Annotated in this window: 11 protein-coding genes; 7 read left to right on the top strand and 4 right to left on the bottom strand. The window is 67.5% G+C overall.

Going from position 1 to position 16,365, the window contains the following annotated elements; translation table 11 throughout:
* Window positions 1-66: 66 nt before the first annotated feature.
* From VL129_RS15375 to VL129_RS15385, 3 genes are read right to left on the bottom strand one after another with little or no spacing between them, the layout of a single operon-like run.
* Entirely contained in the window at window positions 67-2,280 is a 2,214-nt protein-coding gene (locus VL129_RS15375) for a GumC family protein (protein WP_325414217.1), read from the bottom strand.
* Entirely contained in the window at window positions 2,280-2,816 is a 537-nt protein-coding gene (locus tag VL129_RS15380) for a polysaccharide biosynthesis/export family protein (RefSeq protein WP_325414219.1), read from the bottom strand. Before VL129_RS15380 ends, VL129_RS15375 begins: the two co-directional genes overlap by 1 nt.
* A 19-nt stretch (window positions 2,817-2,835) precedes the next feature.
* On the bottom strand, window positions 2,836-3,975 hold the full coding sequence (locus VL129_RS15385; RefSeq protein WP_325414221.1) for an outer membrane beta-barrel protein: 1,140 nt from the start codon (window positions 3,973-3,975) through the stop codon (window positions 2,836-2,838).
* Window positions 3,976-4,254: 279 nt separating this feature from the next.
* On the opposite strand from VL129_RS15385, the gene VL129_RS15390 reads away from it, so the two are divergent.
* Together VL129_RS15390 and VL129_RS15395 are read left to right on the top strand one after the other, a co-directional pair.
* Complete coding sequence (locus VL129_RS15390) at window positions 4,255-5,286, top strand: hemolysin family protein (RefSeq protein ID WP_325414223.1); 1,032 nt, start codon at window positions 4,255-4,257, stop codon at window positions 5,284-5,286.
* A gap of 699 nt (window positions 5,287-5,985) precedes the next feature.
* Window positions 5,986-7,278, top strand: a complete 1,293-nt coding sequence (locus tag VL129_RS15395; RefSeq protein WP_325414225.1) for a tyrosine-type recombinase/integrase — start codon at window positions 5,986-5,988, stop codon at window positions 7,276-7,278.
* 7 nt (window positions 7,279-7,285) lie between these two features.
* On the opposite strand, the gene VL129_RS15400 is transcribed toward VL129_RS15395, so the two are convergent.
* Window positions 7,286-7,774 (bottom strand): CinA family protein, encoded by a 489-nt coding sequence (locus tag VL129_RS15400; RefSeq protein WP_325414227.1) that lies wholly within the window; start codon window positions 7,772-7,774, stop codon window positions 7,286-7,288.
* 212 nt (window positions 7,775-7,986) lie between these two features.
* On the opposite strand from VL129_RS15400, the gene glgA reads away from it, so the two are divergent.
* Genes glgA through VL129_RS15425 form a run of 5 tightly spaced genes read left to right on the top strand, consistent with a single transcriptional unit; the run spans window position 7,987 to window position 16,349 of the window.
* On the top strand, window positions 7,987-9,513 hold the full coding sequence (glgA, locus tag VL129_RS15405; RefSeq protein WP_325414229.1) for a glycogen synthase GlgA: 1,527 nt from the start codon (window positions 7,987-7,989) through the stop codon (window positions 9,511-9,513).
* A gap of 3 nt (window positions 9,514-9,516) precedes the next feature.
* The gene (treZ, locus tag VL129_RS15410) at window positions 9,517-11,256 is read left to right on the top strand and encodes a malto-oligosyltrehalose trehalohydrolase (protein WP_325414231.1); all 1,740 of its coding nucleotides are present in this window, start codon (window positions 9,517-9,519) and stop codon (window positions 11,254-11,256) included.
* Window positions 11,249-13,324, top strand: a complete 2,076-nt coding sequence (gene malQ / locus VL129_RS15415) for a 4-alpha-glucanotransferase (protein ID WP_325414233.1) — start codon at window positions 11,249-11,251, stop codon at window positions 13,322-13,324. The genes treZ and malQ overlap by 8 nt, the downstream gene beginning before the upstream one ends.
* Window positions 13,321-16,092, top strand: coding sequence for a malto-oligosyltrehalose synthase (locus VL129_RS15420; RefSeq protein WP_325414235.1), 2,772 nt, complete (start codon window positions 13,321-13,323; stop codon window positions 16,090-16,092). The genes malQ and VL129_RS15420 overlap by 4 nt, the downstream gene beginning before the upstream one ends.
* Window positions 16,089-16,349: a DUF2934 domain-containing protein gene (locus tag VL129_RS15425; RefSeq protein WP_325414237.1), complete on the top strand. Its 261-nt coding sequence runs from the start codon at window positions 16,089-16,091 to the stop codon at window positions 16,347-16,349. Before VL129_RS15420 ends, VL129_RS15425 begins: the two co-directional genes overlap by 4 nt.
* Window positions 16,350-16,365 lie beyond the last annotated feature (16 nt).

Raw genomic sequence — 16,365 nt, forward strand, 5'->3', positions numbered from 1 at the left:
GCGCGGCATCCACGCCGAGCGGCGGTCTTCGGCGCTTGGTTGCCGTGGTCGAATCCTGCATGGCCATCAGCCGCGCGACGCCTGGGAGAGGGACGCGGACAGGTAGCCGTAGCTCTCGTAGGGCTTGCCGTAGCGTCCGGCCTTGGTCAGGTCGTACTGGTTGAGCACCACGCCGATCACCGGCGCCTTGTTGCGCAACAGGCGACCAAGGCCTTTCTGCACCAGCGGAATCGGCGTGCTTTCCGCATGAATCACGTAGATCAGCGCGTTGCTCAGCTTGGCCAGCAACAGCGCATCGCTGACCACCTGGCTGGGCGGCGAGTCGATGATGATGCGCTGGTAGCGGGACTTGAGGGCGTGGAGGATCTTGGCCAGGCGCGGGGAGGAGAGCAACTCCTGCGGGTTGGACGGAACGGTGCCGGCCGGCAGCATGGTCAGCTTGCCCACGGTGCGCACGCAGTCTTCCAGGCGGCTGTGACCGGCGATCAGGTCCGCCAGCCCGGGGGCCTTCGGCGGCAGGGTGAAGTTGCGGGCCAGGGTCGGGTTGCGCAGGTCGGCCTCGATCAACAGCACCCGCTCGATGTGCGACATGGAGAAGGCCAGGTTCACCGCCACCGTGCTCTTGCCCTCGCTGGCCAGGGTGGAGGTGACCAGCACGATCTGCCGGGGCCGGTCGATGTCCGACAGCACCAGGCCGGTGCGCAGGGTACGGATGGACTCGCAGAAGCGCGTCTCCTCGTTGAGGCGGAACAGGTGGGCGATGCGGTTGCGGCTCTTGCGGGTCACCAGCGGCACGACGCCCAGCAGCGGCACGTTGATTCGCGCTTCCACGTCCTCGCTGGTGCGGAAGGTGTCGTCCAGCGCTTCGCGCAGGAAGGCCAGGCCCATGCCCAGCACGCTGGCGGCCAGCGCGGCGATGCCCAGGACCAGGCCTTTCTGTGGCTTGCTGGGCTGGATCGGCACCATGGCGCGGTCCACCACCTGGGCGTTGGCCGAGTTGATGTCGGAGGTGGCCGCAGTCTCCTTGAGACGCGCCAGGAAGGTTTCATACAGCACCCGGTTGCTGTCCACCTCGCGCTGCAGCTCGCGCAGGCGAAACTCCTTGCGGGAAATGTCCTGGATCTGGGTCTTGTTGAGGTCGAAAGACTGGCGCAGGGACTGCTCGTTGGCCTCGGCCAACTGATAGTTGCGCTCGATGCCCGCCACCACCTGCTGCACCTGGGTGTGCAGGCTGGCGGTGGCGGCATTCAGCTCGGTGTGGGCGGCAATCATCGCCGGGTGCTTGGGGCCGTAGCGTCGCGACAGTTCGTCCACCTTGGCCTGGGCGCGCGCGCGGTCGGCCTTGAACTGCTGGATCAGCGGGTGGCCGAGCACGGCCGGCACGCTGGCCAAGCGCTCCAGGTCACCGTTGAGCGCCTGCACCTGGCGATACTGGCTCTGCGCTTCGGCGCGTTCGCGGCGGGCATCGATCATCTTGCTGCCGGTCAGGGTCAGCTCGTTGGCACTGATGGTCGACACGCCGTCCAGGTCGACCAGCCCTTCGGCTTCGCGATAGGTCTGCAGGCGATTCTCGGCGGTACGCAGGTTTTCCTGCAGCTCCAGCAGACGCTTGTTCATCCAGTCGGCGGCGGATAGCGAGCGCGTCATGTTGCTGTCCAGCTGACTGGCGATGAACCCCTCGGCCAGGGCGTTGGCGGCGTTCGCTGCCAAGTGTGGGTCCGGCAGTTCGACGTTCACTGCGATCAGCTGGCTCTTGCCGACATAGTGGGCGCTGATCGTTGGGGTGAGCGCACGAACCACCTCGCGGACCCGTGCCGCTTCGTCCGGTTGTTCCGGCTCTGTCGGCATCAGCCAGGCGGGCAGCCAGGCGCGCCAGTCGATCCAGGGCTCGCTCGGCGCTTCCGGTGCGAACAGCGGGTGGTGGGTCAGCTCCAGCTGTTTCACCACCCGTTCGGCCAGTGCCCTTGAATGCAGCAGGCCGAGCTGGGTCTGCAGGTACTCGCTGGTGTTCACGCCGGGTTCGAAGAGTTGCTGAAAGGCCAGCACCTGCGGGTTGCGCTCGGCGATCACCAGGGTGGCGGTGGCCTTGTACTGCGGGGTGACCAGTTGCAGCACCAGCAGGGTGGCGACGCAGGCCGCCAGGACCAGCCCGGCGATCATCCACTTGGCACGCCAGAGGATGTTCCACAGCTTCATCAGGTCCAGGGTGTCCTCGTCTTCACCGGGGCCGAAGGCAGGCGAGGGCAGGCGCGGGGTGTCATGCGACGGAAGCGTGTTCATCAGAAGAACCCCTGAGCGATGGTGATGGTGTCGCCGGGCAGGATCGGCGTGTCCAGGGCAGGGCGTTCGCGCTCCCGCCGATCGCCGTCGCCGCGCACGATGGTGACCCGCTTGAGCGAGGCGCGTTCGGTGAGGCCGCCGGCCAGGGCGATGGCCCGGTTCAGGGTCAGGCCCGGCTGGTAGGGGTAGCCCCCGGGCTTCTGTACCTCGCCGCTGATGTAGAACTCCCGGTAGGCGACCACGCTGACACTGACGCGGGGGTTGATCAGATAGCCGTCGCGCAGGCGCTCGCCGAGATGCTGTTCGATCTGCCCGGCGGTACGGCCGCCGGCATACACGTCGCCCAGGAAGGGGTAGGAGAAGGTACCGGCATCGTTGAGGCGAATTTCCTCGAAGCTGAGGTCAGGCTCGCCGAACACGCTGATGCGGATGATGTCGCCCGAGGCCAGTCGGTAATTGCTGCCTTGCTCGACCTGGGCGATGCCCAGCGGGGTGAACAACAGGGTGAGCAGGATCGCTAGCAGGACTCTCGACATGGGTGCAGGCTCCATACGGTTACAGGCTGCCGGTGGCCGTGAGGGTGTACAGGTTGCGCTGGAAGCGTTCGCGGTCTTCGGTGGAATCGTTGTCCCAGTGGCTGTAGCCCAGGGCCAGCTCCAGCCAGCGGCGTGGCTGGTAGCTGAGCGTCAGGCCGGCGCTGGTCAGGTCGTCCTCGCGGTCCAGTCCCTGGTAGCGCAGGCGCGCCGCGCCCAGCGTGACGGTTGTGCTGAATCGACCGGTCCATTCGTGTCGCCAATCGAGGCGGGAGCGGGTGTGCTTGATGGCGTCCGCACCGTCGTCGCCCTCGTCGTAAGCCTGGCGGGTGGTCAGGCTGAACGTGGAATAGGTGCGGGGCTTCCAGTCCAGGCCGACTTCCCACATGGGACTTTCCAGGCCGTCGCGACTGTCGTCGTCATATTCCTTGCGCTGGTAGCCGGCGCGCACGCGGCCGCTGGTTTTGGCGGTGGCTTCCCACACGGCACCGGCAAGCAGCGCCAGGTTGTGGCTGTTCAGCGGGCTGTCGGGTCGCACGTAGTCGAATTCTTCGTAGCGGGTTTCCAGCAGCGCGCGGGTTCCACCGATGCGATGGAACCAGGTGAGGCCCAAACGATTGGCGTCACGTTCCTCGCCGGCATTGGCGAGGCTGTCGTCGTGAAAGCGCAGGCGCTCGTGTTTGGCGGCCAGTTCCAGGTTGTTGCGCGCCGTTTCGGCGCCGAAGCGATAGGTGGTGCCAAAGGTCCGCAGGCTGTACTCGTCGTTCGCGCCGGGTATTGCGGTGGAGGCGGTTTCCTCCAGGCGGTCATAGGCCGCCTCGAGGGTCAGACGATGGCGGGCGGTGAATTCCAGGATGCCTTCCAGCCGCAGGCGGTGGTCCAGATGACTGGCGTCATCGTCGTCGTGGTAGGTGTTCTGGCTCCCCGCGTAGCTGAGGCGATAGGCGCTGTTGCGATCCTCGGCGACCAGCCGCAAGCGCGGCTCCAGCGTGGTGATCCAGGAGCTGGGCGCATCCTGATGCAGCTCCCGATAGTTGTCGTCGTAGCGCTCGCCAAGCAGCAGCGACGGATAGAACTGCAGACCCTGGATGTTCACAGGCTGCGGGTCGAGCGCCCAGGCCGGCGCGGCGAGCAGCGCGGGCGTCAGTAGGCATGCGGTCATAGGCCGGTTCATGGAGCGTATCCTTGCTGGGTATGGCATCCGGGCTCATTCCTGGGCGGTGTGCTACCGCCCAGGGTTGTCCGTCGGATCCCTGAGAACGAGCGATGTGCCGCTGAACTGCATGACGACAGGCAACGCAATCCCTGACCGTCAGGCTGCGGCTTCGTTTCGAGAGGGTCGACAGACGGAGCGGTGGGGGACACGAATTGTTGCAACCCCTTCGTCCGGGCGAGCGGCGGTTTCGCTACAGTGGCGTCCCCGTGATCAACACTGCCCTTCATGACCCTGCTCATCGCCTTCGCCGTTCTCTCCATCCTGGTGTCGTTCCTGTGCTCCATCCTGGAGGCGGCGCTGCTCTCCCTGACCCCCAGCTACATTGCCCAGCAACGACTCACGCGCCCGAAGCTGTATGCACGGCTGAAGGCGCTCAAGGACAAGATCGACCAGCCGCTGGCCGCCATCCTGACCCTGAACACCGTGGCCCACACCGTGGGCGCCACCGGAGTGGGGGCGCAGGTCGTGGTGGTCTTCGGCGACGGCTACCTGGGCGTTGCCTCGGCCGTCATGACCTTGCTGATCCTGGTGCTGTCGGAAATCCTGCCCAAGACCATCGGCGCCCGCTATTGGCCGCGCCTGGCGCCCATGCTGCCCGCGCTGCTGGGTGGCATGATCCTGGTGCTCAAGCCCTTTATCTGGATGTCGGACGCCATCATGCGTCTGTTCGGCGGCAAGGAGCCGGAGCTGGACGTTCGCCAGGAGATCAAGGCGCTGGCCCTGCTGGGCAGGGAGGTCGGCAAGCTCGACGAGGACGAGCAGCGGGTGATCCGCAACATTCTCGACCTGCATGAGATTCGCCTGCGCGACATCATGACTCCGCGCACGGTCTGCGAGTCCGTCACCCCGGAAGAATCGATCCGCGCGCTCAAGAAGCGGGTCGAGGAAAGCCAGTTTTCCCGTTATCCGGTGATCGACGAGAACGAAAGCCCGCTGGGCGTGGTGTTCCGCTACGACGCCCTGAAGGCCGCCGACGACGAGCGACCGGTGAGCGAGATCATGAAGCCGCTCAAGGTCGTGCAGGAGACCATGAACGTCGAGAACCTGATGACCGAGCTGATGCGCGAGCAGCAGCACATGTGCCTGGTGTACGACGAGTTCGGCGGCTGGCAGGGGCTGGTTACCCTGGAGGACATCCTCGAAACCATCATCGGCAAGCCGATCCTCGACGAGACCGATGACATTCCCAACATGCGTCGTTTTGCCAAGCGCCGCTGGGAGCACCGGGTCAAGTCGATCCAGGGGCGTCAGGACTGACGAACGCCATGCACACAAGGATGTGTGTGCTCATATTTAACATAACGTGCATTATGGGTGATCCAGATAGAGATGCTGAGGAGCCTGGGGGGACTCTCTTGGCGGCCTCGGTGTTGCCGCTGCTTTGGCACCCAAGCGATGAATGCCCGTCGTGATGAATGGCCAGGACGATCCGGGGTGTGCATTTGCGCCTGCCCACCGCCGTATCGCGCGGCCTCGGTTCGACGACCCGCTCCTGGTCGCACGGCAGATGCGAGCCGCGCCAAGCGCGCCGGGGTTCCGCCTCGGGCGAACGTCGCCACCACTGTGCCTAACCCGTTTCGGCTTCCGGAAAACAGCCAACGAAGTCCCGGCGATCCGAAGCGCTCCAGGGCTGAACCAGCGCTCCGCAATTGAAACTCGGGATTGCTCGCCTGCCTGTCAGCAAGGTTTCCCGGCGCCGGCACGCGGGACGTGGAGCCGTACATGAGGTGCACGCCTCAAATACCTCAACTAAATCAATAGGTTATGCGTAGAATCGGTTGCGTTGCGTTAGGTTGTGGCGCAGCCGACCGCAGGCAATTCATGCGTAGAGCCTGGCTTAGCCCTCGCGGGGGAAGCCCGTTACCCCATATTTAATATCCGATAACAGCCAGACCCGGATATTGCCTATACTGCGCCGGCGCTCCGCATAGCCCATGGTCTCCAGGAAGCTTCACCGTGCCGCAATCCCCGCAACCGCTGTTCGAAACATTCGCCCGCTTTCATGAGCTCAACTTCCTGCAGCTGAGCGGCGAGCTGCCGTTGGTGCGGGATTTCCTGCTGGGCTTTCCTGCGGAACGTCAGGCCGTCGAAGGCTACTGCGCGGTCAGGGGGTTTCTGAAGTCCTACGCAGGCAACGAGGCGACGTTCAATTCCTATCGGACTCACGTCGAGCGGCTGCTGCTCTGGTCGCTGCTGGTGGCGCACAAACCCCTGCTGGAGCTGCGTCGCCGGGATGCCGAGGCGTTCATGGAGTTCTGCCTCAACCCGCCCGCCGACTGGATCGGTCCGGTGGTCAAGTCGCGTTTCCTGCGGGTCGGCGGCCGGAAGCCGCTGGACAGCGATACCTGGACTCTCAACGCGCAGTGGCGGCCCTTCAGCCTGAGCATCGCCAAGCGCGAGCGCAAGATCGCCGAGGAGTCGCTGACTCCCCTGCCCCCGCGTCCCTATCGCATGGCGCAAGGCTCGGTGGCGCAGGTGTTCGCCGTGTGCGGCAGCTTCTTCCAGCACGCCATCGACGAAGGCCTCACCGAGGTGAATCCGTTCCGCGCGGTGAAACAGAAGTCCGTCTACAAGCAGCGCAATACCCTCGATGTCGCCTCCCGCTCGCTGACCCCGCTGCAGTGGAGCTACGTGATCGAAACCGCCGAGCAGATGGCCGCGCAGGACCCGGAACACGAGCGCACCCTGTTCATCGTCGCCACGCTGTTCTCCATGTACCTGCGGGTGTCCGATCTGGTGGGCCGGGACGGCTGGTCGCCGAGCATGGGCGATTTTCGCCGCGACAGCCGCGACAACTGGTGGTTTCACGTGGTCGGCAAGGGCAACAAGGCGGCGAGGATCAGCGTGCGCGACGACTATATCCACACCTACCTGGTGCGCTACCGGCGCCACCTGCAGCTGCCGCCGCTGCCCTCGGCCCACGAGAGCACGCCCCTGATCGGCACCCTCAAGGGCCGTGCCGGCCTCTCGGACCGCCATGTCCGGCTGCTGCTGCAGGCGGTATTCGACCGCGCCCTGGCGCGCATGGCCGAGGAAGGCTGGAGCGAGGATGAGATCGACCAGTTGCGTTCGGCATCGCTGCATTGGCTGCGCCACACCGCCGCCACCTTCGACGCGCCCCACCGGGACATGAAGGACCTGCAGGCCGACCTGCGCCACAACAGCCTCAGCACCACCCAGAACGTCTACTACAACACCCTGGACGACCAGCGCGCACACTCGGTGAAAGGGTTGAAGATCAAACGATAGGCCCCCCTCAGGCGCCCGCCTTGCGCAGGCGCTGGTGATACTCCGGCAGGTGCAGCAACCCGTGGCGCGCGGCGGCACGGCGCACCGCATTGCGTTCGCCGTCGAACTTCACGGTTTCGCTGACCACTTTTATGTTGCCTTCGATGCCCATGGCGCAGGCGAAACACACCACGCCGTCCATGGGACCCTCGGCTTCCGCCAGGCCGGTGTTGGCCAGCGTGATGGTCGCGGCACTGGCGCGCAGCGCGCCGACGGCCATTTCCTGGGCGACCTCCTCGCTGGTCAGCCCATGGGCCTGGATGGTCTGTAGGCTGACGCCCAGCATGGCGTGCTTGGCGCCGATGGTGTACGTCACGTAGCCGCTTTCCAGCACCTTGCCACACCCCTCAACGTCGGCCAGCAGCCCGGTCATCAGCCCGGCGGTACAGGACTCGGCGGTGGTCAGCATGAGCTGATGGCGGGTCAGAAATTCCACCACATCCTCAAGGGTTTGCATGGCGGCCTCCGGCAGTGTGCTCCTGTTCCATGGGATGCCGGCAGGCCGCGCCGGTTCATTCCGGCACGCCGGGAACCGCTGGGAGGTGAATCGAAACTTACCTGCGACCGGTCGGTCAGCCCTATGGATGGGGATCCTGAGAACTACAGTTCTTTAGCGCACTGCCGCGTGTGGCTTTTGTGCGCCTTGGCCTGACACCGGGAGGAAAAACGATGGGGAACGCAGCGGCAACCGCTCACCTAACCGAGTCGAAATTGCACAGCGCAACAACGGATCGTCCGCGACTCAGCGTAGAAAGTCTTCAGACCACTACAAAACGCATTCTGTTCGTCACCCCCGAATTCGCCGACCTGATCAAGGTGGGTGGCCTGGGCGACGTTTCCGCCTCACTGCCTCGCGCCTTGCATGCCCTTCACGACATTCGCGTATTGATGCCCGGCTACCCGCAGGTGCTGAACAGCGGCCATGAGCTGCGGGTGATTGCCACCCTGCCCGGCCATGCCGCCCTGCCCCCTTGCCGCATCGGGCGCATGGACCTTCCGGATGGCCTGACCCTGTACGTGGTGATCTGTCCGGAGCTCTACGAGCGCGAAGGCACTCCCTACGGCGACGACCGGGGTCGCGACTGGGACGACAACCACATCCGCTTCGCCCGCCTGGGGCTGGCCGCCGCGCAGATCGCCGCGGGCCAGCTGAACTGGACGCCCGAGCTGGTGCATGCCAACGACTGGCAGACCGCGCTGGCCCCGGCCTACATGCACTGGCAGGGGCTGCGCACGCCCTGCGTGTTCACCGTGCACAACCTGGCCTACCAGGGCCTGTGCGAGCTGGCCTGCTACAAGGAGCTGGGTCTGCCCGACACGGTCGCCCGCGCGGACGGCATGGAGTACTACGGCCGCCTGTGCGCGCTCAAGGCCGGCCTGGTCTACGCCAGCCACATCACCACCGTCAGCCGCAACTACGCCCTGGAAATCACCACCGCGGAATTCGGCTGCGGCCTGGAAGGCGTCCTGCGCGAGCGCGAAAGTCTCGGTCGGCTGACCGGCATCACCAACGGCATCGACGCCAGCTGGCAGCCCCACGGCGATCCGGCTCTGGCGCGCCCCTTCACGCCTGGCGACTGGCAGGCCCGCGCCGAGAACACCCGTTACGTGGAGAACCTCTACGGGCTGGAAGCGGGCGGCCCACTGTTTGCCGTGGTGTCCCGCCTGGTGCACCAGAAAGGCATCGACCTCACCCTGCAGATCGCCGATGCGCTGGTCGCCGCCGGCGGCCGGCTGGTGGTGTTGGGGCGTGGCGAGGAAGCGCTGGAGCAGGCGCTGGTCGCCCTGGCACGGCGTCATCCGGGACGCATCGGCGTGCGTATCGGCTTCAACGAGGGCGATGCGCGGCGCATGTTCGCCGGCAGCGACTTCCTGCTCATGCCCTCGCGCTACGAGCCCTGCGGTCTCAGCCAGCTGTATGCGCAGCGCTATGGCGCGCTGCCGATCGCCCGGCGTACCGGCGGACTGGTGGATACCATCGAGGACGGCGTGAACGGCTTCCTGTTCACCGAGCAGAGCGCGGACAGCTATCTGGGCGCAATCCAGCGGGCGCTGCAGGTCTACGCCCACCCGCAACTGCTGGGCGCCATGCGCACCCAGGCCATGGCGGCACCGTTGTTCTGGTCCGAGTCGGTCAGACCCTACGACCATCTCTATCGCAGCCTGCTGCCAGAGCCGGTCGAGGTCCGGATCTGAACCATGCAGGACACACGGCACCACGGGGTGCGTCTGCTGCGCGACGGCTCGGCGCGTTTTTCCCTGTGGGCACCGGATGCCACCCGGGTCCAGGTCGAGCTGGCCGACGGTGCTCGCCATGACCTGCGCCGCGAGGCGCAGGGCTGGTTCAGTGCCGAGCTCGACTGTCCGGCCGGCACCCTCTACCACTACTGGATCGACGAACGCCTGCGGGTGCCCGACCCGGCGTCACGCAGCCAGCAGGGCGACGTCGCCGGGGCCAGTCAGGTGGTCGATCCGGCCGCCTATCGGTGGCAGACCGCGGACTGGCAGGGGCGACCCTGGCACGAGGCCGTGTTCTGCGAGCTGCATGTTGGCCTGCTGGGCGGTTTCGCCGGCGTCGCGACTCACCTGCCGGCGCTCGCCGAGATGGGCATCACCGCGATTGAACTGATGCCGCTGGGCGAGTTTCCCGGCGCGCGTAACTGGGGCTACGACGGGGTGCTGCCCTTCGCCCCCGAAGCCAGCTACGGCTCCCCGGCGGACTTGCAGCGGCTGGTGGACCAGGCCCACGGCCTGGGGCTGATGGTCTTCGTCGACGTGGTCTACAACCACTTCGGCCCCGAGGGCAATTATCTGCACCAGTACGCCAGCGCCTTCTTCCGCGAGGACCAGCACACCCCCTGGGGCGCCGCCATCGACTTTCGCCGCCCGCAGGTGCGGGATTTCTTCATCGAAAACGCGCTGATGTGGCTGCTGGATTACCGGATCGATGGCTTGCGCCTGGACGCCGTGCATGCCATTCCCGATCAGGACTTTCTCATCGAGCTGGCCCGGCGTGTCCGGGCCGCCGTTCCGGCCGGGCGTGAAATCCATCTGGTGGTGGAAAACGAGGGCAACAGCGTCGACCTGCTGGAAAACGGCTACACCGCGCAGTGGAACGACGACGCGCACAACGTGCTGCATGCCCTGCTGACCCGCGAGCGCGAAGGCTACTACGCCGACTTCTGCGACGGCTGCACGGAGAAGTTGGCGCGCTGCCTGGGCGAGGGCTTCGTGTTCCAGGGCCAGGCCGACCGCCGCGGGCACCGGCGCGGCCAGCCCAGCGGGCACCTGCCGCCGACCGCGTTCGTGCTGTTCCTGCAGAACCACGACCAGGTGGGCAACCGCGCCCTGGGTGAGCGACTGGTGAGCCTGGCCGCGCCACAGGCGCTGGAAGTTGCGGTGGCGCTGCAGCTGCTCTGCCCGATGATCCCGCTGCTGTTCATGGGCGAGGAACGCGGTTGCAGCCAGCCCTTCCTGTTTTTCACCGACTACCACGACGAGCTGGGTCGCGCGGTCCGCGAGGGTCGCCAGCGGGAGTTCGCCGCCTTCAGCGCCTTCGCCGGTATCCAGGTGCCCGATCCCAATGCCCCCGAGACCTTCGAGCGCTCGCGGCCGCAGGGGGGCGCAGGGCAATGGCAGGCGTTCTATCGGCACCTGCTGCAGGTCCGCCATCGCACACTGGTTCCGCGCCTGCGCGGCAGTCGCGCGGAGGGCGTGCAGATCCTGCAGGACAGTGCGCTGACGGTCGCCTGGCGCCTGGGCGACGGCAGCCGCTTGCGCATCGACTTCAACCTCGGCGAACGCGCCGCCTCGGCCGCGCCCCTGCCCGCCGGCGCCCAGCCGCTGTATGACCTGCGTGTCGGCGTCGTGCAGATTTCCCGGCAGCTGACCCTGCCCCCCGGCAGCCTGCTGGCCACCCTGGAGAATCCCCATGAGTGACAAGCGTCTGGCCGAGCTCGCCCGGGCCGTCGGGCTCAACACCGAATGGCAGGATGCCGCCAAACAGAAGAAGCTCGTCAGCCCCGAGGCGCAGCGCGCCCTGCTGGAGGCGATGGGCTATCCGGCGCAGACCTCGCAACAGATCCTGGAAAGCCTCGCCACGCTCAAGGATCGTCACCGCTACCGCTGCTACGGGCCGCTGCTGACCGTCGAGCAGGGCCAGTCCCTCGACCTGGGCGGGCGTTTCAAGCCGGGCAGTGCCTTTCGGCTGATCGAGGAGGATGCCCAGGCGCACAGCGGTCGCCTGGATGCCCATGCCCGGCTGCCCGGCTGGTCCAGACCCGGCTATCACCGGCTGGAGGTGGGCGACGAACAGCTGACCGTCGCGGTTTGCCCGCCCGTCTGTCCCGATGTCGCCACGCTGGCGGGCGGTCGCGATCGGCACCTGTGGGGCCTGTCTGTGCAGCTGTATGCCCTGCGCCGGCACGGCGATGGCGGCCTGGGCGACACCGAGGCGCTGGAACATCTGGTGCGCAGCGCCGCCCAGGCCGGCGCCGACGCCCTGGCGCTGAGCCCGGTGCATGCCATGTTCAGCGCCCTGCCCGAGCACTACAGCCCCTACTCACCGTCCAGTCGGTTGTTCTTCAACGCCCTGCATGCCTCACCGGGCTGCATCATGGGCGAGCATGCGCAGAGCCAGGCGCTGAAAGTCAGCGGCCTGGAGCCGGAGTTCGCACGCCTGGAGGCGCTGGAACTCATCGACTGGCCAGCCGTCGGCAATGCTCGCCTGCAGATCCTGCACCAGCTCTACCGCAGCTTCGGTGACGGCGGCAGCGAGAACCTGCTGACCCCGGACTTCGACAGCTTCTGCACCGCTGGCGGCGAAGCGCTGCGCGACCACTGCCGCTTCGAGGCGTTGCAGGCCTTCCAGCTCGCCCGTGGCCAGTCCGGTGACTGGCGCGACTGGCCACAATCCCTGCACGATCCCCGGCATGCCGAGGTGGAGCGCTTCGCCCGGGAGCATGGCGAGGAGGTGCGCTTTCATGCGTTCTGCCAGTGGCTGATCGCCCGCTGCCTGAAGCGCGCCCAGGATGCCGCCATCGGCGCCGGCATGCGCATCGGCCTGATCGCTGACCTGGCGGTGGGCGCCGAACCCACCGGCAGCCAGGCCTGGTCGCGGCAGGAGGAATTCCTGCCGGCGCTGGCGGTCGGTGCGCCGCCGGACCTGATCAACCGCGCCGGGCAGAACTGGGGTATCACCGCCTTTTCGCCGGAAGGCCTGCGCCAGCATGGCTTCCGCGCCTATCTGGAAATGCTGCGCGCCAACCTGGCCCATGTCGGTGGTCTGCGCATCGACCACGCCATGGGCCTGCAGCGGCTCTGGTTGATTCCCCAGGGGGCGTCGCCCGAGGCCGGCGCCTACCTGGACTACCCCTGCACCGACCTGCTGCGCCTGCTTTGCCTGGAGGCCACCCGTCACCAGGCGCTGATCATCGGCGAAGACCTGGGCACGGTGCCGCCCGGTTTCAGCGAGGACCTGGCGCGGCGCAACATCCTGGGCATGCGCGTGCTGTATTTCGAGCAGCATCAGGAGGGCTTCCGGCCGCTGGCGCAGTGGTCCGACGAGGCCCTGGCCACCAGCACCACCCATGATCTGCCGAGCATCATCGGCTGGCTGGAAGGGCGTGACATCGAGCAGCGCCTGGCCAGTGGCCACATCGATGAGAAGCGGGCCCGGGAGGATCTTGCCCAGCGCGACGAGGACCGCCAGGCGCTCGCCGAGACCCTGCGGGCCGAGGGGCTGCTCAAGGACGGCGAGGAACACCCGCCCCGGCTGCTGGATGCCTGCGTGGCATTTCTCGGGCGCACCCCGGCGCCGCTGGTTCTGCTGCCGCTGGAGGATGTGCTCGGCCATCCGGAGCAACCCAATCTGCCCGGTCCCGGCGATCACCATCCCAACTGGCGTCGACGCTGGCCGGTCAGCGTGGATCGCCTGCTGCGCGAACCGCAGGCCATGGCGCGCCTGCGTCTCCTGGATAGCAGCCGGCAGGCGGGTCCGCGCCCATGAGTACGTTGCTCGCCACCCTGCGCCTGCAGTTCCACCGGGGCTTCACCCTGGACGACGCCGCTCGGCGGGTGCCCTACTTCGCCGCGCTGGGCATCAGCCATATCTATGCCTCGCCACTGTTCACCGCCCGACCCGGCTCGCTGCACGGTTACGACGTGCTGGACCCGACCCGCATCAACCCGGAACTGGGCGGTGAAGAGGCGCTGCGCCGGCTGGTGGATGCGCTGCACGCGCACGGCATGGGTCTGATCCTGGACATCGTCTCCAACCACATGGCGGTCGGCGGCGACGGCAACCCCTGGTGGCTCGATGTGCTGGAATGGGGCGAAGCCAGCCCCTACGCCAAGTTCTTCGATATCCAGTGGCGCTCCCACGACCCGCTGCTGCGCGGCCAACTGCTGGTGCCCTTCCTGCGCAGCGACTATGCCGAGGTGCTGCGCGCCGGAGAGCTGGTCCTCGGCTACCAGGAAGACACCGGGCAGTTCTACGTCACCCACCATGAACACCGTTTTCCCCTGGCACCGGCGTCCTGCGCGCGCATCCTGCGACATGCAGGCCATGTCGGGCTGGGCGCGCTGGCCGTGCGCTTCGCCAGCCTGCCGCGTGGCGAGCGGGGCCGGCACCGCGCCCTCGGGCTGCGACAGGAGCTGTGCCAGCTGTGCCAGGCGCCCGAGGTGCGCGCGGCCCTGCAGCGGGGCATGGACGCGTACCGCGTGGATGGCGAGGAAGGCTTCCAGCGGCTGCACGCGCTGCTGGAGTGCCAGCATTACCGCCTGGCCAGCTGGCGCACCGCGGCGGACGACATCAACTGGCGGCGCTTCTTCGACATCAACGAACTGGGCGGCCTGCGGGTCGAACGCGCCGAGGTCTTCGAGGCCATCCATCGCACGCTTTTCGCGTTGATCGAGGAAGGCCTGATCGATGGCCTGCGCATCGACCATGTGGACGGCCTGGCCAACCCCCGCGCTTACTGCCGGCGACTGCGCCGGCGCGTCGACCGCCTGTGCCCGGACCGCCACCTGCCCATCTATGTGGAAAAGATCCTCGGCGCCGGCGAATCCCTGCCGGACGACTGGGGGGTGGATGGCACCACCGGCTACGAGTTCATGAATCAGCTGTCGCTGCTACAGCACGACCCCGCCGGCGAGGCACCCCTGACCAGCTTCTGGCGCGACGCCAGCGGCCGCGACCTGGACTTCGCCGCCGAGGTGGTACAAGCCCGCCAACTGATGCTGCAGGGCTCCCTGGCCGGTGACCTGGAAACCGTGGCCCAGGGTCTGCTGCTCATCGCCCGCCAGGACCTGGCCACCCGCGACCTGACTCTCGGTTCGCTGCGCCGCGCGCTGACCGCGCTGATCATGCATTTTCCCGTGTACCGCACCTACGCCACGGTCTGTGGCCGCTCCGCGGAGGACTGGCGATTCTTCAGCATGGCGCTGGAAGGCGCGCGCCAGAGCCTGCCGGAAGCCGATTGGCCGCTGCTCGGGCACCTCGAGCGCTGGCTGGGCGGCCAGCCGCTGCGCGAGTTGCCGCGCGGTCCGGTGCGCAAGCTGCGGCGCAAGATGCTCACCCGTTTCCAGCAGCTCACCGCGCCGGCGGCGGCCAAGGCCGTGGAGGACACCGCCTGCTACCGCTCGGCACGGCTGCTGTCGCGCAACGACGTGGGCTTCGACCCGCAGCATTTCTGTGCGCCGCCGCAGGCCTTCCACGACGCCTGCCGCGAACGCGCCGCGCGTTTTCCGGACAACCTGCTGGCCACGGCTACCCATGACCACAAGCGCGGGGAAGATACCCGCGCCCGCCTGGCGGTGCTCAGCGAGCGCGCCGCCTGGTTCATCGACGAGGCCTCGGTCTGGCTGCGCCTGGCCGAACCGCTGCGCGCCGCGCTCCACGGCCTGCCGGCGCCCTCCCCTGGCGACGAGCTGATGCTCTACCAGACCCTGCTGGCCAGTTGGCCGCTGGCCCTGGCCCCGGACGACGCGCAGGATCTGCAGGCCTATCTGCGGCGCCTGCTGCGCTGGCAGGAAAAGGCCGTGCGCGAAGCCAAGCTGCACAGCAGCTGGAGCGCTCCCAATGGCCCCTACGAAGAGGCCTGCCGGCACTTCCTGGAGCAACTGTTGCAGGCGCCGGCGGGCGCCGAGCTGCGCGGGCGCATCGCGGCGGCGGCCCACAGCCTGGCGCCGGCCGGTGCGTTGAACGGGCTGGCCCAGTGCCTGCTGAAGCTGACCAGCCCCGGAGTTCCCGATCTCTACCAGGGTTGTGAGTTATGGGATTTCAGCCTGGTCGATCCGGACAATCGCCAGCCGGTGGATTTCGAGGCGCGCCAGGCCGCCCTCGCCCAGGACGCCGCGCTGCCCGAGCTGCTGAGCCACTGGCCCGACGGACGCGTGAAACAGCGACTGATCGCCCGGCTGCTGGACCTGCGCCGCCGGCAACCCGACCTGTTCCGGCGTGGCGATTACCAGCCGCTGCCGCTGGTCGGCCGCCACGCCGACCGGGCGCTGGCCTTCGCGCGCCGCCATGGCGAGCACTGGCTGGTGGTGGTGACGCCGCGCCTGGCTGCCGAACTGCTGAACGGCCAGTCCATTCCGCTGGTGCCTGCGGAACGCTGGTACGACACCGCCGTCGAACTGCCGAGGGCACTGACCGCAACGCCCCTGTCCGGCCTGTTGGCCGGTCGGACGATGCCCGCAGAGGGTCGGCTGGCCCTGGGTGATCTGCTGGGGACGTTCCCGGTCGAGGTGCTGCATTCAGGAGAGCAATCATGAGCGACGAGCAGCGCATACGTGAGCTGGCCTACCAGATCTGGAAGGCCGAGGGATGCCCCGATGGGGAACAGGATCGACACTGGAGTCTGGCCAGCAGGCTGGCCAGCGAGGCCGTGCGCGCCGAGACGCCCGCGCCCGCGGCCCGGGTCTCGCGCAGCCGCCCACGGGCGGCTGCCGCCGCAGCGACGGACGCGCCGGCGGCGACCACCCGGGGTGGCGGTGGCAATGGTCGCCAGAAGAACGAACAACCGCGCTGATATCGCGTTCGATCGC

Source organism: Pseudomonas sp. (assembly GCF_035497915.1).
Classification (GTDB): Bacteria; Pseudomonadota; Gammaproteobacteria; order Pseudomonadales; family Pseudomonadaceae; genus Serpens.

Coding starts and splice junctions, on each gene's coding strand:
- treZ (WP_325414231.1), top strand. CDS start 9,517: ATGCAGGACACACGGCACCACGGGGTGCGTCTGCTGCGCGACGGCTCG.
- VL129_RS15420 (WP_325414235.1), top strand. CDS start 13,321: ATGAGTACGTTGCTCGCCACCCTGCGCCTGCAGTTCCACCGGGGCTTC.
- VL129_RS15385 (WP_325414221.1), bottom strand. CDS start 3,975: ATGACCGCATGCCTACTGACGCCCGCGCTGCTCGCCGCGCCGGCCTGG.
- VL129_RS15380 (WP_325414219.1), bottom strand. CDS start 2,816: ATGTCGAGAGTCCTGCTAGCGATCCTGCTCACCCTGTTGTTCACCCCG.
- VL129_RS15400 (WP_325414227.1), bottom strand. CDS start 7,774: ATGCAAACCCTTGAGGATGTGGTGGAATTTCTGACCCGCCATCAGCTC.
- glgA (WP_325414229.1), top strand. CDS start 7,987: ATGGGGAACGCAGCGGCAACCGCTCACCTAACCGAGTCGAAATTGCAC.
- VL129_RS15375 (WP_325414217.1), bottom strand. CDS start 2,280: ATGAACACGCTTCCGTCGCATGACACCCCGCGCCTGCCCTCGCCTGCC.
- malQ (WP_325414233.1), top strand. CDS start 11,249: ATGAGTGACAAGCGTCTGGCCGAGCTCGCCCGGGCCGTCGGGCTCAAC.
- VL129_RS15425 (WP_325414237.1), top strand. CDS start 16,089: ATGAGCGACGAGCAGCGCATACGTGAGCTGGCCTACCAGATCTGGAAG.
- VL129_RS15390 (WP_325414223.1), top strand. CDS start 4,255: ATGACCCTGCTCATCGCCTTCGCCGTTCTCTCCATCCTGGTGTCGTTC.